The following is a 247-nucleotide window of genomic DNA, read 5'->3' as shown; positions in this document are numbered from 1 at the left end:
CCGGGCATCCGCCCCATCCCGCATCCCTGATGGCATTGACAATTGCATCAAATGCCTGTTTTGACGGCCAGATTGTATCTATTATAATCAGTCCGTCCGTGGTCCATAGTACAAAACAGATGGTTTCCCTCTGGGAAACAATCAGAAGGTCATCAAAAATCATGGCGTGGGTGAAAAAGGACATGTCTCCCATGGCCCTTATTGTTTCCTGTGTAACCAGTGGTGTGTTTAATCGGTTCATTTTATA

General features: G+C 45.7%; 1 pseudogene. It reads right to left on the bottom strand.

Annotated features, from left to right (window positions below):
• Positions 1 to 241 (bottom strand): annotated as a pseudogene (locus tag LK536_RS58925) (MBL fold metallo-hydrolase); the annotation flags it as partial.
• Positions 242 to 247 lie beyond the last annotated feature (6 nt).

The organism is Clostridium pacaense (assembly GCF_020709765.2).
GTDB classification, from domain to species: Bacteria; Bacillota; Clostridia; order Lachnospirales; family Lachnospiraceae; genus Enterocloster; species Enterocloster hominis.
The sequence above is the reverse complement of the archived record's forward strand: the minus strand, read 5'-3'. Positions and strand labels throughout refer to the sequence as shown.